The sequence below is a fragment of the Arthrobacter sp. Hb9-2 genome (genome assembly GCF_059091165.1).
Map to the genome: position 1 here is coordinate 85057 of NZ_JBNHGJ010000003.1, position 16302 is coordinate 101358.

Annotated in this window: 15 protein-coding genes; all 15 read right to left on the reverse strand. The window is 65.7% G+C overall.

Translation table 11 applies throughout. The annotated features are described in order from the left end of the window. Nucleotides 1-65 precede the first annotated feature (65 nt). The 15 genes from AC5RV1_RS03265 to AC5RV1_RS03335 all read right to left on the reverse strand — a co-directional run bounded on the left by AC5RV1_RS03265 (nucleotide 66) and on the right by AC5RV1_RS03335 (nucleotide 16301). Nucleotides 66-1541, reverse strand: coding sequence for an NAD(P)/FAD-dependent oxidoreductase (locus AC5RV1_RS03265; RefSeq protein WP_493993519.1), 1476 nt, complete (start codon nucleotides 1539-1541; stop codon nucleotides 66-68). 34 nt (nucleotides 1542-1575) lie between these two features. Continuing rightward, nucleotides 1576-2961 (reverse strand): S8 family serine peptidase, encoded by a 1386-nt coding sequence (locus AC5RV1_RS03270; RefSeq protein ID WP_493993520.1) that lies wholly within the window; start codon nucleotides 2959-2961, stop codon nucleotides 1576-1578. Nucleotides 2962-2988: 27 nt separating this feature from the next. Further along, nucleotides 2989-3936 carry a Ppx/GppA phosphatase family protein gene (locus AC5RV1_RS03275; protein ID WP_493993521.1) on the reverse strand — a complete coding sequence of 316 codons (948 nt, stop codon included), beginning with the start codon at nucleotides 3934-3936 and terminating at the stop codon, nucleotides 2989-2991. Then, entirely contained in the window at nucleotides 3933-4604 is a 672-nt protein-coding gene (locus AC5RV1_RS03280) for a DUF501 domain-containing protein (protein WP_493993522.1), read from the reverse strand. Before AC5RV1_RS03280 ends, AC5RV1_RS03275 begins: the two co-directional genes overlap by 4 nt. A 28-nt stretch (nucleotides 4605-4632) precedes the next feature. Beyond that, nucleotides 4633-5337 carry an FtsB family cell division protein gene (locus tag AC5RV1_RS03285; RefSeq protein ID WP_493993523.1) on the reverse strand — a complete coding sequence of 235 codons (705 nt, stop codon included), beginning with the start codon at nucleotides 5335-5337 and terminating at the stop codon, nucleotides 4633-4635. Nucleotides 5338-5460: 123 nt separating this feature from the next. Continuing rightward, nucleotides 5461-6741 (reverse strand): phosphopyruvate hydratase, encoded by a 1281-nt coding sequence (gene eno, locus AC5RV1_RS03290; RefSeq protein ID WP_163164245.1) that lies wholly within the window; start codon nucleotides 6739-6741, stop codon nucleotides 5461-5463. 133 nt (nucleotides 6742-6874) lie between these two features. After that, on the reverse strand, nucleotides 6875-7492 hold the full coding sequence (locus AC5RV1_RS03295) for a MazG nucleotide pyrophosphohydrolase domain-containing protein (protein WP_493993612.1): 618 nt from the start codon (nucleotides 7490-7492) through the stop codon (nucleotides 6875-6877). 133 nt (nucleotides 7493-7625) lie between these two features. Next, nucleotides 7626-8762 (reverse strand): adenosine deaminase, encoded by a 1137-nt coding sequence (locus AC5RV1_RS03300; RefSeq protein WP_163164244.1) that lies wholly within the window; start codon nucleotides 8760-8762, stop codon nucleotides 7626-7628. Nucleotides 8763-8801: 39 nt separating this feature from the next. Then, a complete protein-coding gene (locus tag AC5RV1_RS03305; protein ID WP_493947468.1) occupies nucleotides 8802-9530 on the reverse strand; it encodes a DedA family protein in 729 nt (242 codons plus the stop codon). A 126-nt stretch (nucleotides 9531-9656) separates the two neighbouring features. Further along, complete coding sequence (locus AC5RV1_RS03310) at nucleotides 9657-10286, reverse strand: DedA family protein (RefSeq protein ID WP_163164242.1); 630 nt, start codon at nucleotides 10284-10286, stop codon at nucleotides 9657-9659. 6 nt (nucleotides 10287-10292) lie between these two features. Beyond that, a complete protein-coding gene (locus AC5RV1_RS03315) occupies nucleotides 10293-11624 on the reverse strand; it encodes a thymidine phosphorylase (RefSeq protein ID WP_493947469.1) in 1332 nt (443 codons plus the stop codon). Continuing rightward, nucleotides 11621-12046: a cytidine deaminase gene (locus AC5RV1_RS03320; RefSeq protein WP_493947470.1), complete on the reverse strand. Its 426-nt coding sequence runs from the start codon at nucleotides 12044-12046 to the stop codon at nucleotides 11621-11623. The genes AC5RV1_RS03315 and AC5RV1_RS03320 overlap by 4 nt, the downstream gene beginning before the upstream one ends. Further along, the gene (locus AC5RV1_RS03325; protein WP_493947471.1) at nucleotides 12033-13358 is read right to left on the reverse strand and encodes an ABC transporter permease; all 1326 of its coding nucleotides are present in this window, start codon (nucleotides 13356-13358) and stop codon (nucleotides 12033-12035) included. The genes AC5RV1_RS03320 and AC5RV1_RS03325 overlap by 14 nt, the downstream gene beginning before the upstream one ends. Continuing rightward, the gene (locus AC5RV1_RS03330; protein WP_493993524.1) at nucleotides 13355-14728 is read right to left on the reverse strand and encodes an ABC transporter permease; all 1374 of its coding nucleotides are present in this window, start codon (nucleotides 14726-14728) and stop codon (nucleotides 13355-13357) included. Before AC5RV1_RS03330 ends, AC5RV1_RS03325 begins: the two co-directional genes overlap by 4 nt. Next, a complete protein-coding gene (locus tag AC5RV1_RS03335) occupies nucleotides 14721-16301 on the reverse strand; it encodes an ABC transporter ATP-binding protein (RefSeq protein WP_493993525.1) in 1581 nt (526 codons plus the stop codon). The genes AC5RV1_RS03330 and AC5RV1_RS03335 overlap by 8 nt, the downstream gene beginning before the upstream one ends. Nucleotide 16302 lies beyond the last annotated feature (1 nt).

Consider the following 16302-nt stretch of genomic DNA (forward strand, 5'->3'; position numbering starts at 1 on the left):
CAAACGCAAACGGCGGCCATCCCCGGAAGGGGACAGCCGCCGTCGGGCATAAAAGCTGGGCCGGCCTATTTGGCGTTGGCCGTAACCGATTCCTTGGAGTCCACCGCAGTGGAACCGGAACCGCCGGCCACAGGGGCAGGGGCGTCAGCAACGGGCGCGGCGGCCGGCTTGGGAGCCGGGGTAGCGGCAGCGACGAAGGCGCCGCGCGGGTTGTCCAGGTCCATCAGCTGCGTGGTGTCGCGGCCGGCGAAGAAGCTGATGATCCAGTTGAAGATCACCCGGAACTTGCGCTCGAACGTGGGCATGGCCATGCCGTGGTAGCCGCGGTGCGCGAGCCAGGCGAGTCCGCCCTTGAGGCCGATGCTGCCCACCAGGTTGATGTTGGCAACGCCCTTCCACTCACCGAAGCCGGCAACAGCGCCCAGGTTCTTGTGCTTGTAGTCCTTCAGCGGCTTGTCCCAGCGCGAGGCCCAAAGGTTCTTGGCGAGGCGCTTCGCCTGGCGGAGCGCGTGCTGGGCGTTGGGGACGCAGGTACCGTCCGGGAGGCCCTTGCCGGTGAGGTCGGGAACGGCGGCGACGTCGCCGGCTGCCCAGGCGTTGTCGATGATGCCTTCATCGCCGGCAACCCGGAGGTCCGGCAGGACGCGGACGCGCCCGCGCGGCTCGAGCGGGAAGTCGGTGGACCGGACCATGGGGTTGGCCTGCACGCCGGCGGTCCATACGAGGGTGTCCGTTTCGAACTCCTGCGCGGGGGTCTTGTCCGGGAGGTTGATGAGCTTGAGGCTACCCTCAGCGTTGTCCAGGGACGTGTTGAGGAGTACCTCGATGCCGCGGCTGCGGAGGTGCTCCACAACCCATTCCGCCTGCTTGGCGGTGACTTCCGGCATGATCCGGCCCATGGCTTCAACCAGGACGAAGCGCACTTCCTCCTGCTTGATGCGTGGGTTGTTTTTGACGGCGGCCCGGGCAAGGTCCTCCATCTCTGTGATGCATTCGATGCCGGCAAACCCGCCGCCCACCACAACGAAGGTGAGGGCCTTGGCACGCGCAGCGGGGTCGGTCATGGTGGAGGCAACTTCGAGGCGCTCCAGGACCTTGTTGCGGAGGGCTACAGCTTCCTCGATGGTCTTCAGGCCGATGCCCTTGTCCGCGAGGCCCTTGATGGGGAACGTGCGGGTGATGGCACCTGCAGCCATCACAACGTCGAAGTAGGGAACCTCGAAGTGCGCGCCGCCGTCGGCGGGAGCCACCACAGCCGTGCGGTTGGCGTGGTCGATCGAGGTCACGCGGCCCTGGATCAGTTCGGTCTGCTTGAGGTGCTGGCGGTGGGAGACCACAGCGTGGCGCGCCTCGATGTTGCCGCCGGCCACCTCGGGCAGGAACGGCTGGTAGGTCATGTAGGGCAGTGGATCCACGAGGGTGACGATGCCACCGGCATTCGCGATCTTCTTCTGCAGTTTGAGTGCTACGTACAGGCCGACGTACCCGCCGCCGACGACGAGTACCCTGGGACGGTCCTGGAGCTCTGGGGTGGTTGCCATAGTTTAAGGATACAGCAGTTTGTGAAAATCTTCACTAACTGCCGGACAGGCTTCCCGCCTCAGGTTTCCGGCCGGATTCGATGCTGTCCATCACGCCGGTGTCGAACTCATCCGCCACTGCTCCCGGCCGCCTCGCCGCCCGCCGGAGTTGAATGACGGCTGCCGCGATGATCGCCACGAACAACAGGCTGAACCCGATCACGACGGCGGCGCCGAGGGCGATGTCCCGCTGCGACGGCGGCTCGGCCGCGGGAACGGTGGCCTCCGGCAAGGTAGGCACGGCGCTGGGAACTTCCGACGTAGGCAGCGGGGCTGGGGTGGCGAGGTTGCCCCGCCGGTGAACGCGGATCCATTCCGCAATGGAGCCAAGCGGGTTGGCACTAGCCTCGGGAACGTTGCCCTTCAAAGCCGCCTCGGCATCGAGCACACCGAAGCCGTACAGGGGGTCTTTGCCGGGTGCTCCGGCGTCCTTTGCCGTTGTAACAATCCTGTTGATGACCTGCTTCGCGGACATGTCCGGCCACTTGGAGCGGATCAGCGCCGCAACGCCGGAGACAATCGGCGTCGCCCCCGAGGTGCCTGCCCATTCCGCGTAGCTGCCGCCTGGCACGCCGCCCAGCAGGTTTTCCGCGGGCGCCGCAACCCCGATGCTGATTCCCTGGGAGGATGCGTCAACGCTGGCTGCGCCCTTGCGGTCCAGGCCGGCGACGGTGAGGACGCCGGGAATGGTGGCAGGAGCGCCCACCTGCATGTTGCCACCCACCCGGTTTCCGGCCGCGGCCACGATCACGACGTCTTTTTGCTCCGCGTAGAGAAAGGCGGCGTCCCAGCTTTGCGGCCATTGTGGCGTGGTGCTGCCCAGGGAAATGTTGATGACCTTGGCACCGTTGTCCACCGCCCAGCGGACAGCCTCGGGAATCTGGTCCTGGTCGCTTTTACCTGAGGGATTCGTTGAGCCCAGCCAGGTGGAGACCGCTAGGATCTGGGCCTCCGGGGCCACGCCTATGATTCCGTCGGGGGGAAGGGCTGCGGGGCCGGGTGTTGGACTGGCAGTGGCGTCGGCGGGCTGATGGCCCCGTCCTGCAAGCATGGTGGCCACGAGCGTGCCGTGCTCAGTCTTGGAGCCCACGCCTTTTTGGCCGTTGGGCTGCCCCGAACCGGAGGCGTCGTAGCCGCCGGCAACTGCTCCCTTAAGATCCGGATGCTGGGCGTCCACGCCGCTGTCGATGACGGCAACTTTCACGCCGGCGCCCTTGGAAACCTCCCAGGCCTTGGTGATGCCGGACTCGCCCAGCCAGTACTGCTTGTCGCGCCATTCGTCCGCGTGGGCTGCCGGGGCGGTGAAAAGACCTGTGACGAGGCAGCCGCCGGCCAGGGCCAGCGCGAGCAGTGCTGCGCCGGCCCGTCCAAGCGGTTTCATCCCAGTGGTGTGTTTCTCCATGGGCCGTCAGCCGATGCTCAGGGCAATGCCGTCGAGAATGTCGTGTTCGCTGGCGGTGGCTGTTGCAATGCGCCCGCCGGTCAACCCGGCCAGCCGCTCAAGGATGCGCCGCCAGACCAAACCGCCTGCACCGATGACATCCACCCGGCCCGGATGCATGTAGGGCAGCGCGGCGCGGTCTGAACGCGTCATGGTGAGGAGATCGGTGCCGGCAGCCCTGACCGTGTCGAGGGGCAGTTCCGTGCCGTGGATCGCGTTGGGCGAATATTCGGTCAGCCGAAGGGCGTGGGCAGTGATGGTGGTAATGGAGCCGGCAACGCCGACGACGGCGGTGGCGCGTTCCAGCGGAACGTCCTGTCCGGCGCGGGCTATGGCGGCGTCCACATCAGCTTCCGCGGCGGCTATCTGTTCGGGAGTGGGCGGGTCCTGGCGCAGATGCCGTTCGGTCAGGCGCACGCAGCCGATATCCACTGATTTTGCTGCTGTCACGCCGGCTGCCGTGCCCAGGACGAATTCGGTACTTCCGCCGCCGAGGTCAACTACCAGTACCTCCTGGCCGTCCAGAATGGGCAGGACGCTGCTCGCGCCGGCGAAGGACAGCGCGGCTTCCTCGTCGCCGGAGATGACCTCAGGTTCCACGCCCAGGAGCTTCCGGATGCCGTCCACGAAGACATCCCTGTTCCGCGCGTCACGGCTGGCAGAGGTGGCAACGAAACGTACCTTGCCGGCACCGTGCTCCCGGATCAGGCGTGCGTAGTCAGCAGTCGCCGCGAAGGTGCGCTCCAGCGCCTCGGGAGCCAGTTCGCCGGTGGCGTCCACTCCTTGCCCCAGCCGCACAACGCGCATCTCGCGCACCACGTCCCTGAGGCTGGTGGTCCCGTTGCCGCGTTCGATATCGGCGATGAGGAGGCGGATGGAGTTGGTGCCGCAGTCAATGGCGGCGACGCGGGTCATTGCCCGGCCTCTGCAGTGCCGGAGGCCTTCCGAACGGGCGCGGGACGGCCAACGATGTCCGGAAGCCCCTGCGGCCCGTGGCGGCTGAGGTCCCGGGACGGGGCTTCACCCTCGGTGTCCCATGCGCCTTGGCAGTAACACGCGTCTGCGGTCCACCACTCACTGATGGCGGAGATGGCCTGGTCCCCCAGCGGATTGACTCCCGGACCGGCCGCGAGTGAGTGCCCTACCAGGACGTGCAGGCATTTGACGCGGCTGGGCATGCCGCCGGCGGAGATCCCATCGATTTCGGGGACGGCTCCGATGCCGGACCGTTCACCAATGTCCGAGCGTGCCTTTAGGTACGCATTGTGCGCGGAGCGGTAGGCGGCGGCCAGTACGTCATCGTTGGCCAGTTGCTCGTTCATTACGTTCATAACGCCCGCAGCTTCGAGCCGGGAAACCGCAGAGGTAATGACCGGATGCGTCAGGTAGAAGGTGGTGGGGAACGGGGTTCCATTGCCGAGGCGGGGAGCGGTGGCGGCAACCAGGGGGTTGCCGCAGACGCAGCGTGCAGGAATCTCCACCACATCACGGACCGGCCGTCCCAGCTGGCGGCTCAGTACTTCCAGGTCTCGCGGTGATGGTTGGCGGGATTCGTCCCGGGCGGCTGCCGTGTTGGGTTCCACTGTCGCGGGCCGTCCTTCCTTTTGCGGTTCAGTCTGTGGCCGCGCGCGTGATGGACTCCCACAGGGAATCCACCCACGGCAGATCGGCGGGGTCTTGTGCTGCTGCGCCGGTTTGGCTACTGCTCTCTCCGGCCGGCAAATCGCTGTCGAAGACCCAGTAGCCGGTTTCGCCCGGCATAACCATGTTAATGCGGTCGCGGGCCTGCTGTTTCACGTAGTTGGGATCCTGCCAGCGGGAAACCTGCTGCCGGAGGCTGTCCCCTTCCGCCTCGCGGGCGGCAATGTCAGCGTTCAGGGCCGCTATCTCTGCCCTTTTGTCGAAAAAAATCTTCACCGTGGGGGCCAGCATGATGGTGATGGCAATCATGACCACCGCCAGCGCGAGCATCCGTCCCGAAAACGCCTTGGCCGGGACGGGCTGCTGGTCTTCGGGGGTTCCGGCGCCGGCCGCCGGGGAGGCACCTTGGGAACTGCTCCCCTTTCCTGCACCGGCAGGCGAGGTGGCGCCGTGCGACCCAGGGACGTTCCTGGAGCCGGGCGAGTGGGCACCCGCTGCGTTGGCCGCCGCCGGCGCGGCAGCTTTCCGGCCCGCCCCGTTGGTGCCGGGCTTTTCCTTGCCCGAGCCGAAATCCGCCCTGATGACAGCGGCGTCCCCGTCCGTTTCCTGGCTTGACCGCGTTGTGTCCGAACGGGAAGAGGCGACCTTTGGAACTTTGGGACGGCGGGTAGCCATGACACTCCTGAAACACGCAGCCTGCCTGGGCCGCCACTAGTTGGGCTGGAACTATATTGCCGAAACAACAACGGTGGCTATGGTCTTTCAACCATAGCCACCGCCTCGCCGTTTATGCGGCTACTAGCCCTTGAAACGCGGGAACGCGCTGCGGCCTGCGTAGCGTGCCGCATCGTCGAGTTCCTCTTCGATGCGCAGCAGCTGGTTGTACTTGGCAACGCGCTCGGAGCGGGCCGGTGCGCCGGTCTTGATCTGGCCGGCGTTGGTGGCCACCGAGATGTCGGCGATGGTGGTGTCCTCGGTTTCGCCGGAGCGGTGCGAGGTGATGGTGGTGTAGCCGGCACGCTGGGCCAGGCTCACGGCGTCAAGCGTCTCGGTGAGGGAACCGATCTGGTTGACCTTGACCAGCAGCGAGTTGGCGGTCTTGGTGTCAATGCCACGCTGCAGGATGGCGGGGTTGGTGACGAAGAGGTCATCGCCAACCAGCTGCACCTTGTCGCCGATGGAGTCGGTAAGGGTCTTCCAGCCGTCCCAGTCGTTTTCGTCCAGCGGGTCTTCAATGGAGACCAGCGGGTAGTCAGCGACGAGTTCGGTGTAATACGCGCTCATCTCGGCGGAGGTCAGCGACTTGCCTTCGAACTGGTAAGCGCCGTCGGTGAAGAACTCGGAGGAGGCAACGTCCAGGGCCAGCGCGATGTCCTTGCCCGGGGTGTAGCCGGCGTTCTTGATGGCTTCCTGGATCAGGTCCAATGCTGCACGGTTGGACGGCAGGTTCGGGGCGAAGCCGCCTTCGTCGCCGAGGCCGGTTGCGAGGCCCTTTTCCTTCAGCACGGACTTCAGAGCGTGGTAAACCTCGACGCCCCAGCGCAGGCCCTCGGAGAAGGTCTCGGCACCCAGCGGGACAACCATGAATTCCTGGATGTCGACGTCGGAATCAGCGTGCGAGCCGCCGTTGAGGATGTTCATCAGCGGAACCGGCAGGACGTGGGCGTTCGGCCCGCCCAGGTACTTGTACAGGGGCAGGTCTGCCGAGGCGGCAGCCGCGTTCGCAACGGCCAGCGAAACGCCCAGGATGGCGTTGGCGCCCAGCTTGCCCTTGTTCGGCGTACCGTCCAGGTCCAGCATGGCCTGGTCGATGCTGCGCTGGTCCGTGGCGTCGAAGCCGGTCAGGGCCGGGGCGATCTGGTCGATGATGGCGTCAACAGCCTTCTGGACACCCTTGCCGAGGTAACGGCCCTTGTCGCCGTCACGCAGTTCGACGGCTTCGTGCTCGCCGGTGGAAGCGCCGGAGGGAACTGCAGCGCGGCCGATCTGGCCGTCGGAGAGCAGTACTTCAACTTCTACGGTCGGGTTGCCGCGGGAATCGAGGATCTCGCGGGCGTGGATGGCATCGATAAGCGCCATGAATTTGCTCCTTATGGGCGATTAACGGGGGGATCTTGCAGAAAGACTCGACGTACTCGTCACGGACCAGCGTAGTCGAGAGTGGTCCGGGTTACGGAAACCTATCCAGCCCCCGGACGTCATGATGGTGCGGTTATCTCTGGTGGTACTGCTCGGGGACACGGTGCTGGTAGGCACGGACCGCGCCGCGCAGGGCACGCTCGGCGTCGAGCCCGCTGGCCTGGGCGGATTGCACGACGGCGAGCAGCAGCCCGCCGAGTTCTTCTTCCGACCTGAAGGGGCCAACGTTTGCCGGTGGTTGACATGGCTCAAACCCCGCCCTGGCCGCCCGGTCAAGGGATTTCTGGGCCCGGGCCAGCGCCGGGAGGGCCAGGGGGATCCCTTCAAACAGATCCCGCCGCTCCGGCCGCTCGGCGCGCTTGACGGCGTCCCACTTCTGGATGATTTCATCAATGGTGGCCGGAAAGCTGTCCTGCAGGGAGCCGTCCGGGCGGAACACATGGGGGTTCCGGCGGACCATCTTGGCACTGAGCCCGCGTGCGACGTCGTCGAACGTGAAGGCGCCGCGCTCCTCGGCAAGCCGGGCGTGCAGCACCACCTGGAGCAGGACGTCGCCCAGCTCGCCCCGGAGTTCGGCGTCGGCTGCTTCAGCCGTAGTGCCGCCAGCGGTTCCGGCCTCGATCGTTTCGGCAACCTCAAAGGCCTCTTCGAGGAGGTACTCCACCAGCGACGCGTGGGTGAGGGCCCCCATCCAGGGGCAGTGCTCGCGCAGGGAAGCGACTATCCCCAGCAGCTCCCCCAGCTCGCTAGCTCGCTCGGGGCCCCCTGCTGCCGTGGGCCCATTCCGCAGCTCCCCCACCGGGGAGCTACCGGCCTCCGGCTCGTTAGCCAAGGTTCGCGTAGGCGTCGTTGATGTACTCCACCAGGGCTTCCTTCTCCTCCAGCGGCAGGAAGGATGCCTCGGCGGCGTTCAGGGTCAGCTCCAGCAGGTCATCGAGATCGTAGTCGAAGGTTTCCACCAGGAGGTCGAACTCGTCCGTCAGCGTGACACCACTCATCAAACGGTTGTCGGTGTTGATGGTGACGTTGAAGCCGAGCTGGTACAGCATGTCCAGCGGGTGGCTTTCGATGCCATCGCCAAACCCGGCAATCGCACCGGTCTGGAGATTTGAGGACGGGCAGATTTCCAGGGCTATGCCGCGGTCGCGAACCCAGCTGGAGAGGTCGCCGAGCGTCACCAGTCCGATGGTGTCCTCGGTCTCGTCATCGTCGTCGAACTCCACCATGATGTCCTCGGCGATCCTGACGCCGTGTCCCAGCCGGAGCGCCCGGCCGTCCACCAGGGCTGACTGGATGCTCTCCAGGCCGGCTGCCTCGCCCGCGTGCACGGTGGCCGGGAAGTTGTTCTGGGCCAGGTAGGTGAAGGCCTCCCTGAAGCGCGAGGGCAGGAAGCCGTCTTCGGCTCCGGCGATGTCGAATCCTACGGCGCCCTTGTTGCGGTGGCGGACGGCCAGTTCGGCGATCTCCTGGCCGCGGTCGGCGTGGCGCATGGCCGTGATGAGCTGGCCCACCTGGATTTCGCGTCCGGTCTCCCCCACGGCTTCGACGCCGGCCTCGAGGCCCTCCTGCACTGCCTCCACGGCTTCGTCCAGGGTGAGGCCCTTCTGCAGGTGCTGCTCGGGCGCCCACCGTACTTCGCCGTACACCACGCCGTCGTCAGCCAGGTCCTCGACGAATTCCTTCGCGACGCGGAAGAGGCCTTCGGCGGTCTGCATCACGGCGACGGTGTGGTCGAACGTCTCAAGGTAGCGGACCAGGGAGCCGGAGTCCGCGGACTCGCGGAACCATTGGCCCAGCGCCACCGGATCGGTGGACGGAAGGGTGTGGCCAACTGCCTCGGCCAGTTCGATGATGGTGGCCGGACGGAGTCCTCCGTCCAGGTGGTCGTGAAGTGAAACCTTTGGGAGGTTCTTCAGGTCAAAATCGATGGCAGGGGCAGCGTCAACAATAGGCTCAGTCACGTTCCCACCTTAGGGTGGGCAGGAGTTCAATGCCAGCGGCTAGGTGGCGGCGGGCTTGCCGTCCGCGGCAGCGGGGGCCAGGACGGCGTTGCCGCCGGTTTGGCTGTCCCGTGCGCCGTCCGGGCCGCCGTCGAGCCACTCATCCACTTCCTGGGCGTCGTTGCGGGCAAGGTGCTTGTGCCACCACCGGAGCAGGTGGTCGATGAGGATGCCGAGCACAATCGCGAACACCACCGCTATGCCCGCGCTGAGCAAAGGGTTGTGGTGCAGCCACGGGAAGGAACTGGCCAGCAGTCCGATGCCGATGGAATACCCCACCCACGTGATGCAGGCGAAGGCGTCCAGCAGGAAGAACCGGCGGTGGGCGAAGCCGGTGCTTCCAGCCACGTAGTTCACCGCCACCCGGCCCCAGGGGATGTAGCGGGCAGTGAAGATCAGCACCGCTCCGCGCTTCTCAAGTTCATAGCGGGCCCAGCCGAAAGCCTTCTGGACCTTGGGCCGGCGCATCCATTTCCACCGGTTCAGGCCAATCCGGCGCCCGAGCATAAAAGCCATGTTGTCCCCGGCGATGGCACCGATCAGGGCCGTGATGCCCAGGATCCAGAGATTGGGCTCCCCACCGTGCCGGGAGAACGCTGCAAGGGCCACGATGAGGGTTTCGCTGGGGACCACCATGGCGAAGCCGTCCACAAAGAAGAACAGCAGCAGTACCGGGTAGATCCACCACTGACCCGCTGCATGGAGCACGGCCTCATTAATAAACTCCACGCGGTCTTGCTCCTATGCAAAATGGCACCAGCCAAAAGTGACGCAGCCAAAGCGGAAATCGTTCCTAAGTGTCCCACGGCCGCGGCGCAACACGCTACGCCCCTGCCTGCCCGAACAACGGTTGAACTACGCTTCCGGTTCCTTCATTCGTTCCACCATGGGCGCCTTTCGCCGGACCCGGTTGATGACGAGGTCCACCACGATCCCGAGCGCCACCGCACAGATGATGGCGATGACGGCGCCCAGGAGGTGGTTGTCTTCAAACCACTGGCCAAAGAACAGCCCGATTCCCACCGAGTAGGCCGCCCACAGGCTGGCCGAGAGGACGGTCAGCCCCACGAAACGCAGGTGCGGATAATGCGTGACCCCGGCCGTGAGGTTCACAGCTACCCGGCCGATCGGGACGAACCGCGCCACGAGGATGAGCGAGGCCGGGCGCTTGCGCAGCTCCCGGCCTGCCCACCGGAAGGCGCTTTGCATCCGCGGGCCCCGCATCCACGACCACCTGTTGGTTCCTACCCTGCGGCCGATCAGGTACGCGATGTTGTCGCCGGTAAAGGCGCCAAGGGCCGCCACCAGCATCAGGAGCCAGGGGTTGGGTACATCCGCGGTGGCAGCCACTGCGGAGAGTCCTACCACCACTGATTCACTCGGTACGGGCGGAAAGAAGCCGTCAATGATGCAGCAGGCCAAAACAAGGAACAGCACCCAGGGCTGTCCGGCTGCCGCGAGGATGAAGTCATTGATGGCCTGCATGGGTCCCTATGCTATGCGGTCAATGATCAGGCGCTGCGCCGGCCGCGATCCCTCGGGTGCGATGACTGCCGCGTTCTCCAGGGCTTCCTTGGCCCTGGCAAACCGTTCCGGAGTATCCGTGAGCAGGGTCATCAGGGGCTCTCCCGCCCGGACCACGGCACCGGGCTTGGCATGCATCCGCACGCCCGCGCCTGCCTGCACGATGTCCTCTTTCCGTGCCCGCCCTGCGCCGAGCCGCCAGGCTGCCACCCCCACAGCAAGGGCGTCGAGTTCCACCAGCACTCCATCGGCTGGGGCGTAAACTACCTCGGACTCCCGGGCCACCGGCAGCTTGGCCCGCGGGTCGCCGCCCTGCGCCTGGATCATCCGGTTCCAGACGTCCATGGCACGGCCGTCCTTCAAGGCGGCGGCGGGATCGGCGTCGTGCACTCCTGCAGCGGCGAGCATTTCCTCGGCGAGCCGGACCGTCAACTCCACCACATCGCCGGGGCCGCCGCCCGCCAGCACCTCGACGGATTCCTCCACCTCGATGGCGTTGCCGGCAGTCAGGCCCAGGGGCGTGCTCATGTTGGTGAGCAGAGCCACGGTGTTGACCCCGGCATCCTTACCAAGCGCCACCATGGTCTCCGCCAGCTCGCGGGCCTTGGCCTCATCCTTCATAAAGGCGCCGCTGCCCACCTTGACGTCCAGGACCAGCGAGCCTGTGCCCTCGGCGATCTTCTTGCTCATAATGGACGAGGCAATCAGCGGGATAGCCTCGACGGTGCCCGTAACGTCCCGGAGTGCGTAGAGCTTCTTGTCTGCCGGAGCCAGGCCTGCGCCTGCTGCGCAGATGACGGCGCCCACGTCCTGGAGCTGGGCCAACATCTCCTCGTTGGTGAGTGAGGCCCGCCAGCCGGGGATGGCCTCCAGCTTGTCCAGCGTGCCGCCGGTGTGGCCCAGTCCCCGGCCGGAGAGCTGGGGAACGGCGACGCCGAACACGGCAACCAATGGCGCCAGCGGCAGGGTTATCTTGTCCCCCACGCCTCCAGTGGAGTGCTTGTCCGAGGTGTACTTCAGCCCGCCGTCCGGACGGCGCAGGCTGGAGAAGTCCATCCGCTCGCCGGAAGCGATCATTGCGGCCGTCCACCGGGCAATTTCGCTGCGGTTCATGCCATTGAGCAGGATGGCCATGTTCAGGGCGGCCATCTGCTCGTCCGCGATGACTCCCCGCGTGTAGGCGTCAATGGTCCAGTCGATCTGTTCCGGGCTCAGTGTGCCCTTGTCCCGCTTAATGCGGATGATATCGACGGCGTCGAACGCTTCGGCCAAGTTGATCGCTGCGGCGGTGTCTGTCATCGGGTTCCCTCCAGGTGTTCGGGACCAAAGGCGTCCGGCAGCACCTGGTCCATGGTCTTGATGCCTTGGGTGGTCATAAGCTCCATGCCGGAGGCACGGAATTCGTACAGCAGCTGGCGGCAGCGCCCGCAGGGCATAAGGATGTTGCCGGCGCCGTCCACGCAGTAGAACGCGCGGAGCAGGCCGCCGCCGGTCATGTGCAGGTTCCCCACCAGCGCGCATTCGGCGCAGAGGGTCAGGCCGTAGCTTGCGTTCTCCACGTTGCAGCCGCTGACGATCCGGCCGTCCTCGGTGAGGGCCGCCGCCCCCACCGGAAACTTGGAGTAGGGCGTGTAGGCCTTTCGCATGGCTTCGACAGCGGCGGCCTCCAGTGCGGGCCAGTCCACGTGCCCTTCGCCGGCCACGCCGTCAACCCTTGACATACGGGATGCCGCTGGCAGCCGGCCCTCGTGACCTGCCCACCAGCCCGGCCACGGCCAGAACCGTCACCAGGTAGGGCAGCATGGCCATGAACTGGCTGGGCACCGGGGTGCCAATGATGGTCACGATGCTCTGCAGGTTGTCGGCGAACCCGAACAGCAGGGCGGCGAAGAAAGCACCGATCGGATTCCACCGGCCAAAGATCAGGGCAGCCAGCGCGATGAAGCCGCGGCCGCCGGAGATCTCTTTGGTGAAGCTGTCGATCGCCACCAGGGTGAAGAACGAACCGCCGATGCCGGCTACTGCCCCGCCGAGGGTGACGTTCCAGAACCGGGTGGCATTGACGTTGATGCCCAGGGTGTCAGCCGCCTGCGGATGTTCACCGACGGCGCGTACACGCAGGCCCCAACGGGTTTTGAAGAGGCCTACCCAAACCACCAGGACCGCTACGTACATCAGGTACCCCACCAACGACTGGCGGAAAAGGATGGGCCCGATGATCGGGATGCTGGACAGGACGGGAATCTCGATGATGTCCAGCCCGGGAGGCGAATTGAACTGCGCCTTGTTGGCCTGCATCACCGTGCTGAACAGGAAACCGGTAACGCCGGAGACCAGGACGTTCAGCACCACGCCCACGATGATCTGGTTCACGAGGTACTTGATGCTGAACAGGGCCAGGACCATGGAAACGACTGCCCCGGCCACGGCGGCAGCCAGCAGCCCAATGAAGGGGTTTTGCGTCATGCTGGCAACGATGGCGGCGGTGAATGCGCCGCCGAGGAGCTGGCCCTCGATGGCGATGTTGACCACGCCCACCCGCTCACACAGGACGCCGGAGAGTGAACCGAACACCAGCGGGACAGCAAGGGTGACCGACCCGGCGATGAGCCCGGCCAGCGAGATGCTCGGGGTACGCGCGCCGCCCACCACCCAGATGAGGAAAGCGGCCACGAACAGGACAATGAAGGTAACTGACAGCCAGCCCGGGGCCGGCCGGTCCTGGGTTTTGAGGTACACCGCATAGGCTGCGAGGCCCAACAGGAGGACGGACAACACGATACCCGCGGCGAATGCGTTCACCTCCAGGGCAGGCAGCTGGAAAAAGTCCTCGCCGGTGGAGATCCCGAAACTGGCGGTCTGGTTGGGTGCCATCAGACCGAAGAAGACCAGGGCGATCAGTCCGAAGGCCGTGAGCAGGACCGGCGTGCGCCAGGTCACCGGCTTCGCTGAGACGGCTGCCGTGCCGGTGCCTGCCAGGGTGTTACCCGGCTGCGGCTTTCCGGAGAGGGGCGACGATACTTTTGTGCTCATGCTGCACCTCCGGTTGTGGCTGCCTGGCGGGACTTGGCCGCGCGGGCAGGCTTCTTGCGGCGGGGGTTCAGGCCGAAGACGGCCCGCACCAGCGGCGGAGCCGCAATGAAGAGGACGATCAGGGACTGGACCACCAACACGATATCGATGGGAGTTCCGGTCTGGATCTGCATCTGGACGGCCCCGGCGCGGAAGGCACCGAACAGAAGGCCGGCAGCGAAGGTACCCCAAGGCGTCGAACGTCCCAGCAGGGCGACGGTGATCGCGTCGAATCCATAGGTGGCAGCCACGCCGTCGGTGAGGACTTTCTCCGTGCCCGCCACCTGGGCGACGCCGGACATGCCGGCGAGTCCGCCGGCAATGGCCATGACCAGGATGGTGGAGCGGGAAACGTTGATGCCCGCGGTCTGTGCTGCCTTTGGGTTGGCACCTACGGCACGGAACTCGAAGCCCACCGTGGAGCGGTTCAGGAGCCACCACACCAGCACGGTGGCTGCAATAGCCAGGAGGAAGCCCAGGTGCAGCCGGTACTGGGTGCCGAAAATCTGCGGGTAGACGGCGGTGGGATCAAGGATGGGCGAAATGGGGTTCGTCTCCCCCGGCCGCTGGAAGGCCGGCGTGTTCAACAGGTAGCGCAGGAAGTACAGCGCGATGTAGTTGAACATGATGGTCAGGATGACTTCGTGGGCCCCCGTCCGGGCCTTAAGCAGCCCCACGAGTCCGCCCCAGAAAGCGCCGCCGATGATGCCGGCCACCAGGACCAGCAGCAGGTGCAGCCCCAGCGGCAGGTGCAGCGCGAAGCCAACCCAGGCGGCAAGGATGCCGGCCACAATGATCTGTCCCTGTGCACCGATGTTGAAGAGTCCGGCGCGGAATGCCAATGCTACGCCGAGGCCGGCCGTAATCAGCGGCGTGGCAATGGTGAGCGTCTCCATGAACGGTGCGAACTGGGCCGCGACGCTGTTGCCCCGGGGGTTGAAGACCGAACCCTGGAACAGCGCCACGTAAGAGCGCGTTGCGGCGTTCCACACTGCTGACAGGAAATCAGAGGGACGGGCAAAGAGGTAGGTGGACGTGGTGGCTACCTGTTTGTCGGTGCTGGCAATCAGGAGTCCGCCGATGACGAGTGCAAGCAGCACTGCCAGGACGGAGACCATGCCGCTCCCGGTGAAGATCTTGCGGAGCAGCGTGTCCGGGCCGCCCGGAAGCTGCCCGCTTTGCGCAGTGGCCGGAACGGCGGAGGGTTCCATGGCCCCGCCGGCAGTATCAACGGATACGACGGCGGCCGTCTCCTCCGCAGCGGGCGTTGCCTCGTGCGCTTTGCCGCTGTGTTCGCCGGCCGCGTGCTTGGGGGGATGCCTGTCAGACATGGTCGCCTCCTTCGGCGTCAGAAGTGGAGGCCGTGGCAGCAGAGGGCGCCTGCCCCGTGGGATGGGCGTGTTCCTCGGGCGGAATACCCGCCATCATGAGGCCCAGGACGTCGCGGCTGGTGCCGGCCGGAACGATGCCCACCAGCTTGCCTTTGTAGAGCACCGCGATCCGGTCGGCCAGTTCCATGACCTCGTCCAGCTCGGTGGAAATGATCATCACGGGAGTGCCCTGGTCCCGCTCCGCCACGATCCGGCGGTGCAGGAACTCGATGGACCCCACGTCCACGCCGCGGGTGGGCTGGGAGGCGATGAACAGCCGCAGCGGGCGGGAGAGCTCGCGCGCCATCACCACTTTCTGCTGGTTGCCGCCGGACAGCGTACCTGCCGCGGCTACGGCCGATGGCGTCCGCACGTCGAATTCGCCGATGCGGGCCTTGGCGTTCTCCAGGATTTTCGCCGGGCTCATGCTGATGCCCTTCGCGAAGGGAGGCTTGTCATAGAGATCAAGGACCAAATTCTCGGCCACGGAGAACGTGCCCACCAGCCCGTCCACCTTGCGGTCTTCCGGCACGAATCCGACGCCGGCGTGCAGGACTTCCTTGACGGACCGGACCAGCAGTTCCTTGCCGTCCAGCGTGATGGAGCCGGAGACCCGGTCCTGGAGGCCAAGGATGGCTTCGGTGAGCTCGGTCTGGCCGTTGCCCTGCACGCCGGCTACTGCCAGGATCTCGCCGCGGGCAATGTCGAAGCTGAGTCCGTCCACCACGTGCTGGCCGTTGGGAGCGATGACTGTGAGGTCCCGGACTTCGAAGGTTTTTTCCTTCGGCTGGGCGGGTGCCTTATCCAGGTTCAGGCTGACGGCGCGCCCCACCATCATGGAGGCGAGTTCCGCAGTGGGGGCGGCAGGGTCCGCCGCGCCCACCACCTTTCCGCGCCTGATCACGGTGATGGTGTCCGAGACTTCCTTTACTTCCCGCAGCTTGTGCGAAATAAACACGATGGACGTGCCGCTGGCCTTGAGCTGGCGCATGATGTCCAGCAGTTCGTCAGTCTCCTGGGGCGTCAGGACGGCAGTGGGCTCGTCCAGGATCAGGACCTTGGCGTTGCGGACCAGTGCCTTGATAATTTCGACGCGCTGCTGGACGCCCACCGGCAGGTCCTCCACCAGGGCGTCCGGATCGACGTCGAAGCCGTATTGATCGGAGATTTCCTTGATCCGGCGGCGCGTCTCTTCCAGGTTGAGGAAGCCGGCGGCCTTGGTGGGTTCTGCGCCCAGCGCCACGTTCTCGGCCACCGTAAAGACGGGGACCAGCATAAAATGCTGGTGCACCATTCCGATCCCGGCGGCCATCGCATCGCCGGGGCCGCGGAAGGACACTACTTTGTCATCAACGAGGATTTCGCCCTCGGACGGCTCGTACAGGCCGTACAGCACGTTCATCAGGGTGGATTTTCCGGCACCGTTTTCGCCCAGGAGACAGTGTATTTGTCCGGGCTCAACCACCACGTCGATATGGTCGTTGGCTAGCAGGGTCCCGAAGCGTTTAGTGATCCCTCTGAGTTCAAGTTTCACA